16 protein-coding genes are annotated in these 16,335 nt (G+C 62.4%); 10 read left to right on the top strand and 6 right to left on the bottom strand.

Features of this window, described 5'->3' with window-relative positions; translation table 11 throughout:
• Positions 1–15: 15 nt before the first annotated feature.
• Complete coding sequence (locus KSW38_RS22050; protein ID WP_216927134.1) at positions 16–1,401, bottom strand: MFS transporter; 1,386 nt, start codon at positions 1,399–1,401, stop codon at positions 16–18.
• A gap of 156 nt (positions 1,402–1,557) precedes the next feature.
• Here KSW38_RS22050 and KSW38_RS22045 point away from each other — a divergent pair, with 156 nt between their 5' ends.
• Positions 1,558–2,412, top strand: coding sequence for a LysR substrate-binding domain-containing protein (locus KSW38_RS22045; RefSeq protein WP_216927132.1), 855 nt, complete (start codon positions 1,558–1,560; stop codon positions 2,410–2,412).
• Here the strand turns inward: KSW38_RS22045 and KSW38_RS22040 are convergent.
• The gene (locus KSW38_RS22040) at positions 2,409–3,338 is read right to left on the bottom strand and encodes an NAD-dependent epimerase/dehydratase family protein (RefSeq protein WP_216927125.1); all 930 of its coding nucleotides are present in this window, start codon (positions 3,336–3,338) and stop codon (positions 2,409–2,411) included. The two genes, KSW38_RS22045 and KSW38_RS22040, sit on opposite strands and share 4 nt — an antisense overlap.
• A 67-nt stretch (positions 3,339–3,405) precedes the next feature.
• Here KSW38_RS22040 and KSW38_RS22035 point away from each other — a divergent pair, with 67 nt between their 5' ends.
• The gene (locus KSW38_RS22035) at positions 3,406–3,744 is read left to right on the top strand and encodes a metalloregulator ArsR/SmtB family transcription factor (protein ID WP_216927123.1); all 339 of its coding nucleotides are present in this window, start codon (positions 3,406–3,408) and stop codon (positions 3,742–3,744) included.
• Between the two features lie 170 nt (positions 3,745–3,914).
• Positions 3,915–4,688, top strand: a complete 774-nt coding sequence (locus KSW38_RS22030) for a sugar phosphate isomerase/epimerase family protein (RefSeq protein WP_216927121.1) — start codon at positions 3,915–3,917, stop codon at positions 4,686–4,688.
• Between the two features lie 40 nt (positions 4,689–4,728).
• On the opposite strand, the gene KSW38_RS22025 is transcribed toward KSW38_RS22030, so the two are convergent.
• On the bottom strand, positions 4,729–5,769 hold the full coding sequence (locus tag KSW38_RS22025) for a LacI family DNA-binding transcriptional regulator (protein WP_216927119.1): 1,041 nt from the start codon (positions 5,767–5,769) through the stop codon (positions 4,729–4,731).
• A gap of 196 nt (positions 5,770–5,965) precedes the next feature.
• Here KSW38_RS22025 and KSW38_RS22020 point away from each other — a divergent pair, with 196 nt between their 5' ends.
• The 4 genes from KSW38_RS22020 (at position 5,966) to KSW38_RS22005 (ending at position 9,635) form a co-directional block, all read left to right on the top strand.
• Positions 5,966–7,135 carry a Gfo/Idh/MocA family protein gene (locus tag KSW38_RS22020; protein WP_216927111.1) on the top strand — a complete coding sequence of 390 codons (1,170 nt, stop codon included), beginning with the start codon at positions 5,966–5,968 and terminating at the stop codon, positions 7,133–7,135.
• Positions 7,135–8,349 carry a dihydrodipicolinate synthase family protein gene (locus KSW38_RS22015; RefSeq protein WP_216927109.1) on the top strand — a complete coding sequence of 405 codons (1,215 nt, stop codon included), beginning with the start codon at positions 7,135–7,137 and terminating at the stop codon, positions 8,347–8,349. Before KSW38_RS22020 ends, KSW38_RS22015 begins: the two co-directional genes overlap by 1 nt.
• Positions 8,346–9,188: a sugar phosphate isomerase/epimerase family protein gene (locus KSW38_RS22010; protein WP_216927106.1), complete on the top strand. Its 843-nt coding sequence runs from the start codon at positions 8,346–8,348 to the stop codon at positions 9,186–9,188. Before KSW38_RS22015 ends, KSW38_RS22010 begins: the two co-directional genes overlap by 4 nt.
• A gap of 267 nt (positions 9,189–9,455) precedes the next feature.
• The gene (locus tag KSW38_RS22005) at positions 9,456–9,635 is read left to right on the top strand and encodes a hypothetical protein (protein ID WP_216927104.1); all 180 of its coding nucleotides are present in this window, start codon (positions 9,456–9,458) and stop codon (positions 9,633–9,635) included.
• Positions 9,636–9,657: 22 nt separating this feature from the next.
• Here KSW38_RS22005 and KSW38_RS22000 read toward each other — a convergent pair whose 3' ends face one another.
• The 3 genes from KSW38_RS22000 to KSW38_RS21990 form a co-directional block, all read right to left on the bottom strand.
• Entirely contained in the window at positions 9,658–9,897 is a 240-nt protein-coding gene (locus tag KSW38_RS22000) for a hypothetical protein (protein WP_216927102.1), read from the bottom strand.
• On the bottom strand, positions 9,878–10,993 hold the full coding sequence (locus KSW38_RS21995; RefSeq protein WP_216927100.1) for a YihY/virulence factor BrkB family protein: 1,116 nt from the start codon (positions 10,991–10,993) through the stop codon (positions 9,878–9,880). Before KSW38_RS21995 ends, KSW38_RS22000 begins: the two co-directional genes overlap by 20 nt.
• A gap of 126 nt (positions 10,994–11,119) precedes the next feature.
• Positions 11,120–12,382: an ROK family transcriptional regulator gene (locus tag KSW38_RS21990; protein ID WP_216927178.1), complete on the bottom strand. Its 1,263-nt coding sequence runs from the start codon at positions 12,380–12,382 to the stop codon at positions 11,120–11,122.
• Positions 12,383–12,464: 82 nt separating this feature from the next.
• Between KSW38_RS21990 and xylA the strand changes: the two genes are divergently transcribed.
• The 3 genes from xylA to KSW38_RS21975 all read left to right on the top strand — a co-directional run bounded on the left by xylA (position 12,465) and on the right by KSW38_RS21975 (position 16,258).
• Positions 12,465–13,652 carry a xylose isomerase gene (xylA, locus tag KSW38_RS21985; RefSeq protein WP_216927097.1) on the top strand — a complete coding sequence of 396 codons (1,188 nt, stop codon included), beginning with the start codon at positions 12,465–12,467 and terminating at the stop codon, positions 13,650–13,652.
• A 123-nt stretch (positions 13,653–13,775) separates the two neighbouring features.
• Entirely contained in the window at positions 13,776–15,206 is a 1,431-nt protein-coding gene (gene xylB, locus KSW38_RS21980) for a xylulokinase (RefSeq protein WP_216927096.1), read from the top strand.
• A gap of 68 nt (positions 15,207–15,274) precedes the next feature.
• Positions 15,275–16,258, top strand: coding sequence for a LacI family DNA-binding transcriptional regulator (locus KSW38_RS21975; protein WP_216927176.1), 984 nt, complete (start codon positions 15,275–15,277; stop codon positions 16,256–16,258).
• Positions 16,259–16,335 lie beyond the last annotated feature (77 nt).

Here is a 16,335-nt window from a genome sequence, read left to right as displayed (position 1 = left end):
CCGGCCCCGATCCGGTTATGCCGTTTGCGTCCGGTCAACGATCCGGAGTACGCGACGCCGGTCACGCAGGTCCACCTTGATGTGCAGGGAAGCCTTCCGGGCCAGCACGACGGCGACCACAGCCGCCGCCGCTGCCGGCACACCGCCAGCCACAAGGATGGCCAAGTGCGGCCCCAGGTGCTCGGCGAGCCAACCCATGACGGGGCCGCCAATTGCCTGGCCGCCGATGAGCACCACCAAGTACAGGCTCATGACCCGGCCTCGAATGCTCATGTTGGAACTGGTCTGCACCATCTGGTTTGCCGCCGTCAGGAACATGAGGCACCAGAATCCAGCCAGGACCATCGAGACGCTGAACCAGACCATGGACGGCATCACGGACGCTAGGCAGAGCATCAAGCCATACAGTCCGGCCGAGAGCACCACCGATCGCAACCGCAGTTGACGACGTCGAGTGGACGTCACAGCTCCCGTCAGTGCGCCGAGCGCAACCATTGCGTTCAGCAGGCCGTAGCCTCCGGCCCCGGCGTCGTACACGTGGTCCGCAAAGGCGGCCAGCAGCACCGGAAGGCTCATCGCGAAAACAGCTATGAATCCGGCCATCAGCCATGGCCAGTAGATGGTGGGTTTGCTGAGGGCGTACTGGAGGCCTTCGCGCAGCATGCCCTTCTTGCGAGGCGTCGGCCGGCTAAGGTGCAGCTGGTCTTTGCGGAGGATCAGGAGCATAGCGACGGTCGAGCAACATGCGACTGCATTGGCCGCGAACGCCCAACCAGCGCCCACAGCAGTGAGCAGCCATCCCGCGAGTGCCGGACCGATCAGGCCACCGAGCTGGAAGGTTGTTGAGTTGACGCTGATGGCGTTGCGCAGGTACTTGGGACCGACGAGTTCGTTGACGAATACCTGCCGCGCCGGCTGGTCCAGCACGGTTACAAAGCCCAGGACCAGGGCGATCGCGTAGACGTGCCAGACTTCTACGCGGTGGCTGAGGGAAAGCGCCGCCAATGTCGCAGCAAGAACGGCAGCCGCGGACTGGCAGATGATGAGGATCTTTCGCTTCGCGAAGCGGTCAGCCATCATGCCGCCCCACGGGCCAAGGAACAACGACGGCATGAACTGCAGGGCCACGGTAATTCCGACGGCGGTGACGGAGCCTGAGAGCTGCAGCACCATCCAGTCCTGGGCAATGCGTTGCATCCAGATCGCAATCACGGCAATAAAGTGGCCGATTGCGAAAATCCTGAAGTTGGGTACCTTCAGGGAGATAAAGGTGTGCCGCCAGGGCAGCTTTTCGCTTACGACGGCGAGTGGCTGGGTGACGGTGTCCGGCGTTTGCGGCGCGGACAGGGAATCGATGACGGGCTGGCTGACATTTGCCGCTGAAGGCGGTGGGGGTGCCAAAGATAGTCCTCGGATCGAGAGTTTCGGTGGGATGCCTTTAACGCTATGGTTGCCAGCAGCAATTATGGAAGCGTATTGCGCCTATAACTAGCATTGCGGATTGCAATGATGCGCCCGTACTTCCGCACTAATTCGACCCAGCGCTTGAGGAGTTCCGTGTTCGAACCTGTCCAGCTCCGTTCCTTCCTGGCCGTCGCTGAGACGCTGAGTTTCACCAAGGCGGCCGAGCGATTGGGCTTGGCCCAGCCAACAGTGAGCCAGCACGTCCGCAAGCTCGAAGCCGCCGCAAAGCGGGTCCTGGTGGCCCGTGACACCCGGGAAGTCCGACTGACGGACAACGGTGACGCCATGGCTGGTTTCGCCCGCAGCATCCTTGCAGCCCACGACTCCGCAGCACGATACTTTTCGGGTTCCGCAATGCGGGGCCGTCTTCGGTTCGGCACTGCGGACGACCTCGCAATCACAGGCCTCCCGCGGATCCTGCGCGAATTCCGGCAACTGTATCCGCAGATCAACCTGGAACTGACCGTCAGCCAAAGCGACCAACTCTACAAACGCCTCAACGCCGGCCAGCTGGATCTCGTCTTCGTGAAGTGGGTGGCTGGCGCCAAGGAAGGCACCGTGGTCCGGCATGACAACTTCGCGTGGGTTGGCGTCGAGCAAACACTCCTTGAGCCGGGTGCTCCGGTGCCGCTGATTGCCTACCCTGCGCCAAGCCTGAGCCGAAAGTTGGCGATCGATGCTTTGGAAGCGGCAGGGCGCACGTGGCGCATCACGTGCAGCACCAAACAGATCAGCGGCGTGCTGGCCGCAGTGCGGGCGGGCATTGGCGTTGCGGTGATGCCCGCATCCCTGGTTCCTGAAGACCTCAAGGTGATCACCCAGCGCTTCGACCTCCCGCCCGTGGGCGACGTCGATTTCACCTTGATCCGAAATCCCCTGGCCAACGCTGAGGTCATCGATGCCCTGACACAGGCGATCATGGGGAGGACCCTGAGTAAGTCGAACTAACTGATGGGCCGGCTCGCCTGGTGGCGGCGTTGCCCGGCCCACCATCGTGCGATTCGTAGATCGCTAAGGCCGAAACGACCGTCAGGCAGCGCGGCCTGGATCCGATCGACGTCGAACCTCAGAACTGGGCGAATTTCCTCCGGAAGCTCCGACGCGAATGGCGCGGGCTCGCTGACACCCCACGCGAGCATCTGTGCTTGTGCTTTTGCAACAAGTGGGACCACCATTGTCCACTCCGTGAGCTGCGCAAGTATGCGGATAGCCCACACCGGGACCGGCACGTAGACAGGGCGCCTGCCTGCGACTTGTGCAATTCGACGAACGGCCGCGCCAAGTTCCAGCTCCTCGGCTCCGACGACGGCGACCGTCGGGCTCGGAATGCGCCCCTCAAGGGCGGCAAGCAAAACGTTGACGGCTTCCTCGACGGGTACGGGGCGGACTGTCCGCTCGCGATAGCCGACAGTGGCGAAGACCGGCCACGTTCGGACGGCCCGGGTAACGTGGTCCACCATATGATCACCCGGGCCGTAGATCATGCCCGCCTTAAGGATGGCGTGGTCGATCCCGGACCGCCGGACGAGTTCCTCGGCAGCCCACTTCGTCTCATGGTAGGGCGATCCACAGTCAGGGCGGGCCCTGAGGAAGCTCAGCATAACGATCCGCTGCACGCCCGCTCGTCGGGCTGCCTCAATGACAGCCCGGGTACCTTCGACGTGTACGCGGTTGAAGGTCTGGTCTCCGATCTCGCGATTGATACCCGCGCAGTGGACGACGACCTCGCACCCGGAGAACGCCGCCGTCAGGGCCTCCGCATCATCGATCTGCACTCCTGTCCGACGAGAGATCACCACCGTGTCCTCGCTGCCTAGACGTTCTGCCAAGTGGCGGCCAACAAACCCGGTACCACCGGTAATAGCTACACGCATCACGTTGCTCCTTCGCTTATTAGCAATGAAGCTAAACTGTATATAGCAATCGTGCTATATTGCAAACATGGCAGATACCGCATCCGACATCTTCGCCGCGCTCGCGCACCCTACGAGGCGGCAGATTCTTCAGGACCTCAAGGACGGCGAGTTGGCCGCGGGCGAGATCGCTGCGAGATTCAGCGCTACCGGCCCAACCATTTCCCGTCATCTGAGTGTGCTCCGCCAGGCCGGCCTGATCGCAGAGCGGCGCGACGCCAATCGCATCCTGTACTCGCTAGTCGGCGAGCGGCTCGCTCTCTCAGTCGGCGACTTCCTCTCAACTGTCTGCCCAGAGCAGATCGTGTTGCGCGAGGTCCGGAAGCGCAACACCTCACGCCCCTCGTCGATTTCACCTGAGGCCTGACCCGGCAGCCGTAGGACGCTCGCCCACTCATTCACGCCACAGTCAAACGGCCGTCCGTAAGCTTCCATTACCGAGCCGATCCGGGGTCAGGGATGGATCTGTAGCGTTCAGAAGTGTTCAACCAGCGATACGCCCTTATCGGGTAAGCGCATTCCAGCTATCCTGAACCAATGATCGACCTCACTACGTTGGCGGACCTCACGCCCGGCATTTGTTCCGTCACCCTACGGGATTCGGGGATTGACGACGTCGTCCGCATTTCTGCCGACGCAGGTTTGGCAGGCATCGAGTGGGGCACTGATGTCCACGTCCGCGACGCCGCATCGGCTGCCCACGCCAAGGAAGCCACTGAAGCGGCCGGCCTCACGGTCCTTTCGCTTGGCTCTTACTACCGCGCTGGCGACTTCGGCGATTTCGGCCCGACTTTGGAGCTGGCGGCGACCTTGGGCGCACCTCGAATACGCATCTGGGCTGGAGAGCTTGGTTCGGCAGACGCCCAAGACAATCATTGGGATGCTGTCGTAAAGGACACGCAACGGGTGGCAGACCTGGCGGCCGCGCGAGGAATAGCCATCGCCCTCGAGTATCACGGCAACACCCTCACCGACTCCCCCGAAACAACACTTGAGCTCCTGCGACGCGTCAACCACTCCAACGTCGGCACTTACTGGCAACCAGCCGTCGGGCTTTCCGACCAACAGGCACTGGACTCGCTCCACCGGGTGTTGCCCCACGTCATTGGCGTCCACTGCTTTTCCTGGGGACCCAAAGCCGAACGGTTCCCGCTCCGGAACAGGAAGCTGCTGTGGCAGACGGTGTCGGACGCCCTGCGGGGAAACGGCAAGGACATGGACATCATGCTGGAGTTCGTTGAGGACGACCTGCCGGACAACGTGCTCAACGACGCAGCATTCCTCCACACCATCACACTCGGGGAAGACTAGCGCCACCTGAACGGGGCTTCAGTTTGGGCCAATGCATCAACTACGCAGTTTCGCTCTCCACCGGAAGCTCCGTGCTGCGGCGGAGCTTGACGGAACCAACCACAGAGCCTCCATCCGGGTCACCGGCCGCAAGCCGTCCAATGTCCTCCAGTGGCAAATACACCGTGGACAGGGCAGGACGGAAGTCCCGCAGGGTTTCGATGTCGTCAAAACCAGCAATGTTTGCGTCACGGGGAATCCACACGCCCTCTGCCCGCAGTGCAGCGGTCACACCGATGGCCATGACGTCGTTCGCCGCGAAGATGCAGAGTCGTTCGTCGGAGGCTTTGATCCGTTCGGCCAGCGCCAGCCCGGCGTCGTATCCTCCCGCACGGTTGAAGCCTGTACGGATAACCTCAGCGCGAGGCCGGCCGGCGTCGCCGAGTCCGCGCTGGAAGCCGCGGATCCGGTCATCAGAGGTAAAGAGCCCTTCAGGTCCGGCAACAACGACGAATGCGCCGTCATGCGAGGCAGCCAACTCGTCGGCGAGCTCCGCTGCGAGGTCCTCGTTGGGCACCTCAACTACGTGGTAGCCCTCGTCCGCAGCGGAGCCCACGATCGGGTGACCTACTACGCCTACATGTCCGCCATTACGGCAATAGCGATCCAACTCGGCAGCGAGTTCCAGATTGCCTTGCTCGTCCTCGGGCCGCGCCGAGCGTGAACCCGCGATCACGATTGAATCTGCGCGGCGGGCAGCGAAGGCTGCCACAGCTTCCCGCTCATCCGAAGGAGCGCCGGAGGTGCTGGCCAACAGGACCATGCGGTTCTGTTGGCGGGCTGCCTCCTGGACACCGCGGGCAATGGCAGAAAAGTAGGGGTCGGCGATGTCGTGGACAATCAGGCCGATCAGTCCTGAGCTGGACTTTGCGAGCGCCTGGGCCTGGGCATTGGGGACGTAGCCGAGCTTTTCGGCGGCCTCACGGACGCGCTCCGCAATATCCTCTGCGGGCTTACGGGTGGAACCGTTGAGGACACGGGACGCCGTTGCAAGGGAGACCCCTGCCAAACGGGCAACTTCACTCAATGTGCTGGCGGCCACGAGGCCCTCCTTTTCTGCAAGCCTTCAAGACTGGCGCTAAAGAAATTATGGCAGTCTTCGCCCATTTTTGGGAAAGCGCTTGCCAAGCGCACTGGGAATGGTGCATGATCAATGCAACGGGAATGCGCTTTCCCACCTTCTTGAATTGCAAACACCGGCAACCACAGCGGCCGGCACACAAGGACCTGGAGAAAACATGGGCTACGAAACAAAGACGATCCGCATCGCCATGAACGGCATCACCGGCCGCATGGGTTACCGCCAGCACTTGCTGCGGTCCATCCTCCCTATCCGCGATGCCGGTGGTTTCACTCTCGAAGACGGCACCAAGGTTCAGGTGGAACCGATCCTCGTTGGCCGCAACGAAGCCAAGATCCGCGAACTCGCCGAACTCCACAAGGTCTCTGAATGGTCCACCGACCTGGACGCCGTCATCGCCGACCCCACGGTGGACATCGTGTTTGACGCCTCAATGACCAGCCTTCGCGCCGCCACCTTGAAGAAGGCCATGCGAGCAGGCAAGCACATCTTCACCGAAAAGCCCACGGCTGAGACTCTTGAGGAAGCAATCGAGCTGGCACAAATCGGCAAGGAGTCCGGCGTCACCGCAGGCGTCGTGCACGACAAGCTGTACCTCCCGGGCCTTGTAAAGCTCCGCCGACTCGTGGACGAAGGCTTCTTCGGCCGCATCCTCTCCATCCGCGGCGAGTTCGGCTACTGGGTCTTCGAAGGCGACGTCCAGGCAGCCCAGCGCCCCTCGTGGAACTACCGCAAGGAAGACGGCGGCGGAATGACCACGGACATGTTCTGCCACTGGAACTACGTGCTTGAAGGCATCATCGGCAAGGTGAAGAGCGTCAACGCCAAGACGGCTACCCATATCCCCGCACGTTGGGATGAGGCCGGCAAGGAATACAAGGCCACTGCAGACGACGCTTCCTACGGCATCTTCGAGCTTGAAACGCCGGGCGGCGACGAGGTCATCGGCCAGATCAACTCTTCCTGGGCCGTCCGCGTGTACCGCGACGAACTGGTTGAGTTCCAGATCGACGGCACGCACGGTTCCGCCGTCGCCGGTTTGAACAAGTGCGTTGCGCAGCAGCGCGCCCACACTCCCAAGCCTGTCTGGAACCCGGACCTGCCCGTCACCGAATCCTTCCGCAGCCAGTGGCAGGAAGTTCCGGCCAACGCTGAACTTGATAACGGCTTCAAGCTGCAGTGGGAAGAATTCCTGCGCGACGTGGTGGCCGGCCGCGAGCACCGCTTCGGCCTGCTCTCCGCCGCCCGTGGCGTACAGCTTGCCGAGCTCGGCCTGCAGTCCTCGGCAGAGCGCCGCACCATCGACATCCCGGAGATCACCCTCTAATGACGTCACTCATTCTTCCTACCGACGACGGCGGCACCCGCGAGTACCGCCTTCAGCCCGCCACGGCGTGGGTCAAGCCGAGCGCTCCCCTGACGGCCCGCCGCGCGTACGCCGCAGCCCACGTCATCCCGGAGGTCGCTGCTGACAATACGCCCGGCGCCCCTGCGCAGCTTGATTGGGATGCCACGCTGGCATACCGGCATGAACTCTGGTCCTACGGACTTGGGGTCGCTGACGCCATGGATACCGCGCAGCGCGGCATGGGCCTGGACTGGGCAGCTACCCAGCAGCTCATCAAGCGCACCGGCGCCGAGGCCGCTTCCGTAGTTGCAACGGGCAGCGCCGCGACAGCGGGCAAGTCCGTCCGCGACCTTGTCTCCTGCGGCGCAGGCACGGACCAGTTGGACATCACCGCCCTACCTGAGGGCGCTGCCGGCATCCAGGCCGTCATCGAGGCCTACCGCGAGCAAATCGCAGTGGTCAGCGAAGCCGGCCCCAAGGTCATCCTCATGGCCTCCCGCGCCTTGGCAAAGGTTGCCAGCGGCGCCGATGACTACCTGCACGTCTACTCGACGCTCTTGCAGGAAGTTGACCAACCTGTCATCCTGCACTGGCTCGGCACCATGTTCGATCCCGCGCTGGCTGGCTACTGGGGCTCGGACGATGTTTCCGTGGCCACTGAAACATTCCTCAGCCTGATCCGCGAGCACGCGGACAAGGTGGATGGCGTGAAGGTCTCGCTTCTGGACGCTTCCCATGAAGTCGCCCTCCGGGCCAACCTCCCGGAAGGCGTCCGCCTCTACACAGGCGATGATTTCAACTATCCGGAACTTATCGATGGCGACGACACCCACCACTCGGACGCACTGCTGGGCATCTTTGCCGCCATTTACCCTGCCGCTTCGGTTGCCTTGCAGAAGTACGACGCCGGACAAGGTACAGAAGGGCGCGCCATCCTTGACTCCACCCGTGAGCTCGGCAAGCACATCTTCAGCGCACCGACGTTCTACTACAAGACCGGCATCGCGTTCATGTCCTGGCTCAACGGCAAACAGCCCGGATTCCAGATGGTCGGAGGACTGCACTCGGGACGATCCGTCCTGCATTTGGCCAAGACCTTCGAACTTGCCGATCAGGCCGGCTTGCTGAAGGACCCGTCGCTGGCAGCATTCCGGATGTCCGACTACCTAAGGATCAACGGGGTGGGCGCATGAGCCCGGATTTCTCCCGACTGTCCCTGAACAGCGCCACCACCAAGAAGTGGACACTCGCCGAGGCCGTGGATGGTTGTGCCCGCGCGGGCATCCCGGCAATTGGCCCATGGCGTGACCGCGTGGCGGAAGCCGGACTGGACAAGGCGGCCAAGCTCATCAAGGACGCTGGCCTCCGTGTTTCGTCCCTGTGCCGCGGAGGCTTCCTCACGGCGGCTGATGCTGAAGGTCAGGCTGCTGCCCTGGCTGACAACTTCGAGGCCGTCCGTGAAGCCGTAGTGCTGGACACCCAGGAGCTGTTCCTGGTGGTCGGCGGCCTCGCTCCGGGCGAGAAGGACGTCGTCGCTGCCCGCCAGCGCGTTGCCGATCGCCTTGAGGAACTGGTGTCTTTTGCGTCCGAAAACGGTGTCCGTTTGGTATTGGAACCGTTGCACCCGATGTATGCAGCGGACCGCGCCCTCATCTCCACCCTGGGCCAAGCCCTGGACCTTGCAGCGCCCTACGACGCGAAGGCAGTGGGCGTCGCCGTCGACACCTTCCACGTGTGGTGGGATCCGGAACTGAAGGCGCAGATCGAACGGGCCGGCCGCGAAAACCGCATTGCCTCATACCAGGTATGCGATTTCAATCTGCCGATCGCTGCGGACGCGCTGCTGTCCCGCGGCATGATGGGCGACGGCGTCATTGACTTCGCCACTATCGGCACCTGGGTGCGGGACGCCGGATACACGGGCGATATCGAGGTTGAAATCTTCAACCAGGAAATCTGGGACGCCGACGGCGACTCCGTCCTGGAAACCATGAAGAAGCGCTACGCGGAACTCGTCCTGCCGTACGCGTAAGAACCCAAACAACCCTAAGAACGTGGTCCTCCCGCAGATGCCCTAAGCTCCGCGGGAGGACCACCCCCCAAGCAAGCGAGCCCCTGCCCGGTCACGGCAGGGGCTCGCTTTTTCGCCCCCTGTTTGTTTCAGCCGCGAGGCCCGGAATGCCCATGTTAGATAAGTGGTACATAGCTGAAACATTGCGTCGATGAGAAGAAACAATGCCCGCCTACGCTGGTTTCACCTGGACAAAGAGGTCCAAGAAACCACTGAAAGGACACCACCATGATGCTCTTGAAGACTCTCAACTTTTTCCTGGACGCCGGCAGCAGCCCGAGCGGATCCTCAGGCGCTTCCCCTGAAGAAAACACGCCTGCTGCCACCTTCGCTTTTGAGCGCCTATCCTCCAGCGCCTGGGAGGGTTGGTGGGACGACGCCGACCAGGGCTTTCCCGCAGGGGCGTAATCCGCACGGAACCTCAGCCCGGCTACAGGTTGGCGGGCACGTGGACCTCGGCGCGCGGAACACCGATCAAGGTGAGAGTGCCGCCGTCGTTGGCTTGTAACTCCACCCGGATATTCCGGGTTCCATCCTCCGGCTGGACGGAGCTGACGCGGAAAACCTCACCGTGGATTTCCACCCTGTCACCGTCGCGAACAGACTTGAGCTTTCTGCGGGTGGCACCCAACCCGTTGTCGCCCTGGGCTTCACTTCTTGTCTTCGGCATCTGCGCTTCGTTCCTGGGCTTCGTTGGAGCGTGTTTCGTCTCCGTAGTTCTCCCGAAGTTCCTCCCCGCGGCGGATAACCTCGTCTTCCTGCTTCTGCTGCTTATCGCTGCGCTTGGTATCCTTCGGCGGGAGTTGGATGCTCTCTTCGGCTTCAATTCCTCCCTGCAATTGCCGCCCGCGTTCCATTTCGGCGTCAAATTCCGCGCCGAAAAGCAGCGACATATTCAGGATCCACAGCCATAGCAGCATGATGATGACGCCCGCCAGCGTTCCATAGGTCTTGTTGTAATTGCTGAAGTTGCCAACGTAGAAACCAAAGCCCAGGGATGCCAGGGCAAAAATCACCAGTGCAATGAGGGACCCCGGGCTCATCCAACGGAACTTGGGCTGTTTGACGTTGGGGGTGAAGTAGTAGAGCACTGCGATGACAATGACAACCAGCACGATCAGGACTGGCCACTTAGCGATGTTCCACACGGTCAGGATCGTGTCCGACATTCCGATTGCCTTACCGATAGCCTCGGCCACCGGTCCGCTCAGGACAAGCATCGTGGCGGCCAGTGCCGCGCCCACAAGCGCGACGACGGTAACGGCGAGCATCGTGCCGCGCAGTTTGACGAAGCCGCGGCCTTCGTCCACTTCGTACACGCGGTTCATCGCCCTACTGAAGGCCGTTGTGTACCCGGAGGCCGACCACAATGCCACCAAGATGCCGAGGGCGAGTGCAAAGCCCGCCGCGTTGGAGCGCGTCAGTTCCTCGATGGGCTGCCGCATGGCGTCAACACCGGGCCCTGGAGCGAACTGCTGCACGATGTCCAGCAACGCGTTGGTGGTTTTCCCGGCGTCGCCAAAGATCCCGATGAGGGAAACCAACGCTAGAAGCGCCGGGAAAAGGGAGAGCACGGCGTAGTACGTGAGGCCGGCAGCGGCGTCAGGACATTGGTCCTTACCGAATTCCCGCAGCGTCCTCTTGGCGATATACATCCACGTGGGTTTCACCAGGTCGTTGAGACTATCCGGTTTGCGGTCGTCTTCAGGGGCGGGAGCGCTGCCTGCCTTCGCTGTGCTGGTGTGTGCTGAGTTTTGAGTAGTCATGGGGCACCTGTTCGTGGGTTGAGCATGCGCGAACAAACTGACCACTTAATAGTAAGCATGCTGATGATTCGCATGGAAGGACCAGCCGCAGAGAATCCCGGAAACCCCCTCCCCGCGAAAGATGCCCTACGCGGGTTTGCCCAGGATGAATTCGAACGGCGATTCAATGACCGCGCGGATCACTTGACCCGCTGCGCCCAGCAGCGTCCCGGAGTGCTCCAACCGGGAAACGGTCAGGCTTTCCGGCTCCAGCAGCCCCGGCGCATACCTTTCCAAACTCGATAGCACTGCCGGTTTCAGCCAATCGGCGAGGACGGCAAAATGGCCCCCGAGCACCACGGCCTCGATGTCCATCAGACGCGCAGAAGAAGCGAGCGCGATGCCCAGGTACCGTCCGGCGTCACGAACTGCACGCTTGGCATGCTGCTCATCGGCGGCCAAGGCTGCGAGCAGCAGTTCGGTCCGCCTGCCAAGAGAACCCTCCGGGATGCGGGCAGCTTCAAAAATAGCTTCCTGGCCAGCGAATGTTTCCAAGCAGCCAACCCCTCCACAGGAACATGAGGGCCCTTCGGGATGCACCACGATGTGGCCCAGTTCGCCGGCGGAACCGCCAGGTCCCGTGTAGAGCTCAGAACCGATGATGACCCCACCACCAACGCCGACTTCACCGGAAACGTAGAGGAAGTCCGCGGGGCCGTCGCCGTACCAAAGCTCACCGAGCGCAGCACTGTTTGCCTCATTGGACAGCCTGACACCCAGCGGCGCGTCTTCCAGCAACGCCTGTGGATTCAATTGCTCGTGCTCCCAATGGAGGTTTGGAGCGGACAGGACGATGTTGCGTTGCTCATCAACCAGGCCCGGAACGGCAAGTCCGCCACCGAGGATGGTGATGCCGGCAGAGGTGGCTGCGGCTTTCGCCTGACTGGCCAGTTCACCCAGTTTCTCCATGACGGCACCCGGCTTGAGTCCGCGGTTGCGGGACTCCACCGTGGAACTGAAACGCAGGCTCCCACCGAGATCCACCAAGCCCACAGCCAAATAGTCGACGTTGATTTCCATACCGACGACACCTCGGCGGGAGCTGAGCTCGAGGCCTTGGCCCGGCCGTCCCCGCTCCCCATCGCGGTACAGGCCTACCTCGGAGACGAGGCCCGACTCCACGAGATCAGCCACCAAACTCGATACTGCCGCCTTGGTCAGCCCCGTTCCAGCCGCTACTTGTGCGCGGCTGGGCTTGGCATCGCCGTTGCGGGCGATCGAATCCAGGACAAGCGAAAGATTTCGACGGCGGACGTCACCTACGCGCCCCGGGGCCGCTTGCTCATTCACTCTGGCAGCCTCCTCAAGGGCTTGAAAGATTTTTGCTGGCTTCCATTGACCATGATCCATCATCCCCCATATAGTTCAGATTGAAAACTAATTGGAGCGCTTTTTATCCATGGCCTCCCCGCCGCCTTGCAAAGGAGCAACAATGACCCCGCAGCCAACTCCCCAGGACCGCTTCACGTTTGGCCTTTGGACAGTGGGATGGACAGGCGCCGATCCCTTCGGCGTTGCAACCCGGGCAGCCCTGGACCCGATTGAAGCGGTTCATAAGCTCAGTGAACTCGGCGCCTACGGCATCACTTTCCACGACAACGACCTTGTCCCCTTTGACGCCAGCGCCTCCGAGCGCGACCTTATCCTGAAGAACTTCAAGGGAGCTTTGGCCGAAACGGGCCTCAAGGTTCCGATGGTTACCACCAACCTGTTTAGCCACCCCGTCTTCAAGGACGGCGGATTTACCTCCAACGACCGCTCCGTCCGACGCTTTGCCCTGAGCAAGATCCTTCGCAACATCGACCTCGCCGCTGAACTCGGCGCCGAGACGTTCGTGATGTGGGGCGGCCGCGAAGGCAGCGAGTACGACGGCTCCAAAGATCTCTCCGCGGCGTTGGACCGTATGAAGGAAGGCGTGGACACCGCCGCCGGCTACATCAAGGAGAAGGGCTACGGTCTGCGGATTGCCCTGGAACCCAAGCCCAACGAGCCCCGCGGCGATATCTTCCTGCCGACTGTTGGCCACGGCCTTGCGTTCATCGCCCAGCTGGAACACGGCGACATTGTTGGCCTCAACCCGGAGACCGGCCACGAGCAAATGGCGGGCCTGAACTTCACCCACGGTATTGCCCAAGCCCTCTGGGCCGGCAAGCTCTTCCACATCGACCTCAACGGCCAGCGTGGGATCAAGTACGACCAAGACCTCGTCTTCGGCCATGGCGACCTCACCAGCGCCTTCTTTACGGTGGACCTCCTGGAGAATGGCTTCCCCAACGGCGGACCCAAGTACGATGGTCCCCGCCACTTCGACTACAAGCCCTCCCGCACCGACGGTTACGACGGCGTATGGGAATCGGCCAAGTCCAACATGTCCATGTACCTGCTCCTGAAGGAACGCGCCCTCGCTTTCCGCGCCGATCCGGAGGTTCAGGAAGCGCTGACCACCTCGGGCGTGTTCGAACTCGGCGAGCCCACATTGAATGCCGGCGAAACTACTGCTGACCTTTTGGCTGACGCCAGTTCCTTCGAAACGTTCGACGCCGACAAGGCCGCCGAGCGCTCGTTCGCGTTCGTACGCCTCAACCAGCTGGCCATCGAGCACCTTCTGGGCGCGCGCTAAAGATCAGCCATTCGCAATTCCGTCGCCGGGACCACACGAGGTTCCGTATTTTCCGGACTGCCAGTCCCGGCGACGGTCCGCAAAGAAGCGTCCACAAGGAACAGTCCGTAAAGGAACAAACGCATGCCTCTCGTAGCCGGGATCGACAGCTCCACCCAGTCCTGCAAGGTGGTCATCAGGGACTCAGACACAGGTGCCCTGGTGCGGCAGGGGCGCGCTTCACACCCTGAAGGCACCGAGGTCCATCCAGATCACTGGTGGACTGCCCTCCAGGAAGCCATCAGCCAGGCTGGTGGCTTGGACGACGTCGATGCTGTTTCGATCGGGGGCCAGCAGCATGGAATGGTGTGCCTGGACGAATCAGGAAACGTGGTCCGCCCCGCGCTGCTGTGGAATGACACCCGATCCGCCCTGGACGCCGAAGAGTTGATCCTCGAAGCGGGCCAAGGCGATGCCGCGGCCGGGGCCGCGTATTGGGCAGCCAGCACGGGAACCGTGCCCGTGGCATCCCTGACGGCCACCAAACTTCGGTGGCTGGCTCGAAACGAACCGGAAAATGCCCGGCGCACTTCTGCCGTTTGCCTTCCCCATGATTGGTTGTCGTGGCGTTTGGCCGGCCATGGGCCAGGCACAGGGCAGTCCTCTTTGGAGCTGCTCCGCACAGATCGGTCCGATGCTTCCGGCACAGGATACTTCTCGTCCAGAACGGGCGAATACTTTCCGGAAGTCCTGAAAGGCACCCTTGGCCATGTCCCGGTGCTGCCGGCCGTCGTCGGGCCTTTGGAAGCATCCGGCAAGACGCCGGGCGGCGCCTTGATCGGGCCCGGTGCAGGCGATAACGCCGCAGCGGGTCTGGGCGTCAGCGCTGCAGTGGGGGATGTTGTTATTTCGATCGGCACGTCAGGCACCGTTTTTGCCGTATCGGCCGTCCCTTCCCAGGACCCAAGTGGACTGGTGGCAGGGTTCGCCGATGCCACAGGAAACTACCTGCCTCTTGCCTGCACCCTCAACGCCACCCGGATTTTCGATGCCACAGCTGCATTGCTCGGGGTGGATTTGCCGGAATTCGGCAAGCTTGCCCTGTCCGCTGCGGAAGGAGCCGGCGGCTTAACCTTGGTGCCGTACTTTGAAGGGGAACGGACGCCCAATCTTCCGGATGCCACAGGCTCCCTCCACGGGCTTACGGTTTCCAACTACACGCCAGCCAACCTGGCCAGGGCCGCCGTCGAAGGTGTGTTGTGCTCCTTGGCCGATGGCCTCGCCGCCCTGCAATCTCAAGGCGTGTCGGCCCGGCGCATCATCTTGGTGGGCGGCGGCGCCCAGTCCGAGGCTGTGCAGCAGGTTGCTGCGGAGGTCTTCGGATTGCCGGTGTTCGTGCCTGCTCCCGGGGAGTATGTGGCAGACGGCGCTGCACGGCAGGCAGCTGGCGTCCTCACGGGAAAGCTGCCCGATTGGCCACTTGAAGGAATCGAGGTTGCTGCGCCGAAGACTTCCGGGACGCCCGCGTTCCTGACGAGGTACCGCCACTACGCGGCCAAGGCGGCCAAGGGCTGATCACCGCGCCGGTGCTCTATCGTGACAGGGTGAGCACTGAACAATCCGCACCAAGCAGGCCTCCTGTCATGGAAGACGTCGCCCGCGTTGCAGGCGTTTCCCACCAAACTGTGTCCCGTGTTCTGAACAACCACCCCAACGTGAGCACGAAGACCCGGGAGCGCGTCGAGCAGGCCATCACCGAACTTGGGTACCGCCGCAACACCGCTGCACGCAGCCTGGTGACGCGGCGCTCCCAAACCATCGGCGTCCTGGGAAGCGAGTTGGCGCAGTACGGCCCGTCCCACACCCTCCTCGGAGTGCAGCAGGCGGCCAGGGATGCGGGCTACTTTGTCAGTGTCGCGGGCTTGCGGGAAGTCACGCCGGAGACCATCAAGGACGCTATGGCGCATTTCATGGACCAAGGGGTGGACGGGATCGTTGTGACAGTGCCGCACCCCGGGACCTTTGATGTCCTCAAGGACATCACCGCTCAGGTACCGCTGGTGGCAGTGGGCTCTGTCGGCGACGAGCACCTCAGCGGCGCCACCGTGGACCAACGCGAGGGAGCGCGGCTGGCCGTCCAGCACCTCCTTGAACTGGGGCACAAGCACATCGGGCATCTTTCCGGGCCCGCTGATTGGATTGACGCAGTTGCCCGCACCGAGGGTTGGCGGGACGCCTTGCGTAAGGCCGGTCTGGAACCAGCTGCCCTGATCGAAGGCGACTGGAGCGCTGAGTGCGGCTACCTCGAGGGCCTGAAAATCGCCGCTGAACGTTCCATGACGGCCCTGTTCGTCGCCAACGACCAAATGGCCCTCGGGGTGCTCCGGGCGTTCCATGAAGCCGGTGTGCGCGTCCCTGCCGATATCAGTGTTGTGGGCTTCGACGATCAACCCGAAGCCGCTTACTTCATCCCGCCGCTGACTACCGTGGCCCAGAACTTTGAGGAACTCGGCGAGCGTTGCATCGGTTTGCTGCTTGATCGTCTGGAGACCGGCGCTACGGGTACGCCAGTGACCGTGAAGCCCCGCCTTGTTGTCCGAGCCACGACAGCGCCCGTCTCAAGCTAACCCAAGCGTGCAGTTCTCCGGTCCGCTCTTGACATCAAAGTTGTGAGCGCTAACAATTGCATCAGACCTTCTTCGTT

Origin of the sequence: Paenarthrobacter aromaticivorans (assembly GCF_019038615.1) — a bacterium.
Classification (GTDB): Bacteria; Actinomycetota; Actinomycetes; order Actinomycetales; family Micrococcaceae; genus Arthrobacter; species Arthrobacter aromaticivorans.
The sequence above is the reverse complement of the archived record's forward strand: the minus strand, read 5'-3'. Positions and strand labels throughout refer to the sequence as shown.

Excerpts from the sequence above, each read along its gene's own strand:
- KSW38_RS22040 (WP_216927125.1), bottom strand. The coding sequence starts at position 3,338 with ATGCGTGTAGCTATTACCGGTGGTACCGGGTTTGTTGGCCGCCACTTG.
- KSW38_RS22035 (WP_216927123.1), top strand. The coding sequence starts at position 3,406 with ATGGCAGATACCGCATCCGACATCTTCGCCGCGCTCGCGCACCCTACG.
- KSW38_RS22030 (WP_216927121.1), top strand. The coding sequence starts at position 3,915 with ATGATCGACCTCACTACGTTGGCGGACCTCACGCCCGGCATTTGTTCC.
- KSW38_RS22020 (WP_216927111.1), top strand. The coding sequence starts at position 5,966 with ATGGGCTACGAAACAAAGACGATCCGCATCGCCATGAACGGCATCACC.
- KSW38_RS22015 (WP_216927109.1), top strand. The coding sequence starts at position 7,135 with ATGACGTCACTCATTCTTCCTACCGACGACGGCGGCACCCGCGAGTAC.
- KSW38_RS22010 (WP_216927106.1), top strand. The coding sequence starts at position 8,346 with ATGAGCCCGGATTTCTCCCGACTGTCCCTGAACAGCGCCACCACCAAG.
- KSW38_RS22005 (WP_216927104.1), top strand. The coding sequence starts at position 9,456 with ATGATGCTCTTGAAGACTCTCAACTTTTTCCTGGACGCCGGCAGCAGC.
- KSW38_RS22000 (WP_216927102.1), bottom strand. The coding sequence starts at position 9,897 with ATGCCGAAGACAAGAAGTGAAGCCCAGGGCGACAACGGGTTGGGTGCC.
- KSW38_RS21995 (WP_216927100.1), bottom strand. The coding sequence starts at position 10,993 with ATGACTACTCAAAACTCAGCACACACCAGCACAGCGAAGGCAGGCAGC.
- KSW38_RS21990 (WP_216927178.1), bottom strand. The coding sequence starts at position 12,382 with ATGGATCATGGTCAATGGAAGCCAGCAAAAATCTTTCAAGCCCTTGAG.
- xylA (WP_216927097.1), top strand. The coding sequence starts at position 12,465 with ATGACCCCGCAGCCAACTCCCCAGGACCGCTTCACGTTTGGCCTTTGG.
- xylB (WP_216927096.1), top strand. The coding sequence starts at position 13,776 with ATGCCTCTCGTAGCCGGGATCGACAGCTCCACCCAGTCCTGCAAGGTG.
- KSW38_RS21975 (WP_216927176.1), top strand. The coding sequence starts at position 15,275 with ATGGAAGACGTCGCCCGCGTTGCAGGCGTTTCCCACCAAACTGTGTCC.